Genomic DNA, 1,314 nt, shown 5'->3' with positions numbered 1-1,314 from the left:
TTCAAGCGACTGCTGGCAAGACAAATCAGCCGACTGGCGCTAGCCGCGGTTTGTTTACGCACCCTGATGCGGTTTGGATTCCACACCGTCAACCGGGGCTAGCGCCGTCGGCTAATCCTTGTCCCAGCAATGATGAGGATGTTGCAAGCAGAGCGAAAACGATGAGAAAACAAACATACTCATGAAAGGCAACCAAAAGGGGATGCGGGACACAGTTCAGAAATTGGCCCCCTCTTTTCCGTCTTCGGGTAACCGCGAACTCACAAAGATACCCGAGTCACATCCGCGACGAGCTTCAGCCACCAATCGCCTTAGAAGGTGTTTTGAAATTGCTCTGAGTTGAAAAAATCGCTACAGCCCCGTTTGCATTTAAACCGTAAACGGAAGGAGCCGTAGCGATGAGTATTGAGTATCCCAGCAGTCTCAGTGATGATCAATGGCGATTGCTTCGTCGTCTGATTCCGCCAGCAAAACTTCGCGGCCGCAAACGAATCGATCGGCGTCAAATTGTCGATGCGATATTGTATTGGTGTCGAACGGGCTGCCAGTGGCGGTTGCTTCCGGACTGCTTTCCGAATTGGAACACGGTTTATGGAGTTTATCGAGCTTGGCGTATTGATGGGACATGGCAACGCATTCACGATCGTCTTCGCGAAAAGGTACGCCGCAAAGAAGGCAGGAAGCCAACGCCAACAGCAGCCATCATTGATTCGCAAAGCATTCGCAGTGCTGAAGGAGGAGAATTACGCGGGTATGACGCGGCGAAACGAATTACCGGACGAAAGCGTCACATCCTGGTGGATACGTTGGGGCTTGTGATGGTCGTTGTTGTCCACTCGGCCGATCTACAAGACTACGAAGGTGCACATCTTGTTCTTGAAAACATCAGACAGAAGTTTCGTCGGCTTCGAGTCATCTTCGCGGACTCGATTTACGGGCGGGCTGATTTGCCGGAGTTCCTGAAGCAATGGTATCGTGTCATCTTGCAAACCGTTAAGCGTCCGGTCGAAGCCGAAGGGTTCGTTGTCTTACCCAAGCGATGGATCGTTGAACGGACTTTCGCATGGCTTGGAAAATTCAGAAGGCTCTCAAAGGACTATGAAAGACTGACTCAAAACAGCGAAACTGTCATACGAATCGCAATGATTCAATTCATGCTAAACAGGCTGGAAAAATAATTTTAAAACACCCTCTCAGATCCGTCGGCAGCAGCAACTTCGTCTGGCAACTGAATCAACATCTGTTCGTCGGCTGGAATTCCGGCCCCGCGAAAATCCAGCATGTAGCGACCGTCCGCAAACGACATGATCGAGT

General features: G+C 50.8%; 1 protein-coding gene. It reads left to right on the top strand.

The genetic code is table 11. From position 1 onward, the window contains the following. Window positions 1–398 precede the first annotated feature (398 nt). Window positions 399–1,178 carry an IS5 family transposase gene (locus RC85_RS25845; RefSeq protein ID WP_068267841.1) on the top strand — a complete coding sequence of 260 codons (780 nt, stop codon included), beginning with the start codon at window positions 399–401 and terminating at the stop codon, window positions 1,176–1,178. The last annotated feature ends 136 nt before the right edge of the window (window positions 1,179–1,314 follow it).

Origin of the sequence: Rubripirellula obstinata, from assembly GCF_001642955.1 — a bacterium.
GTDB classification, from domain to species: domain Bacteria; phylum Planctomycetota; class Planctomycetia; order Pirellulales; family Pirellulaceae; genus Rubripirellula; species Rubripirellula obstinata.
Note: the sequence above shows the minus strand (reverse complement) of the source record. Positions and strands in the feature narration are given on the sequence as shown.

Bases quoted from the DNA above. Each gene is read 5' to 3' on its own strand.
- RC85_RS25845 (WP_068267841.1), top strand. From the start codon at position 399: ATGAGTATTGAGTATCCCAGCAGTCTCAGTGATGATCAATGGCGATTG.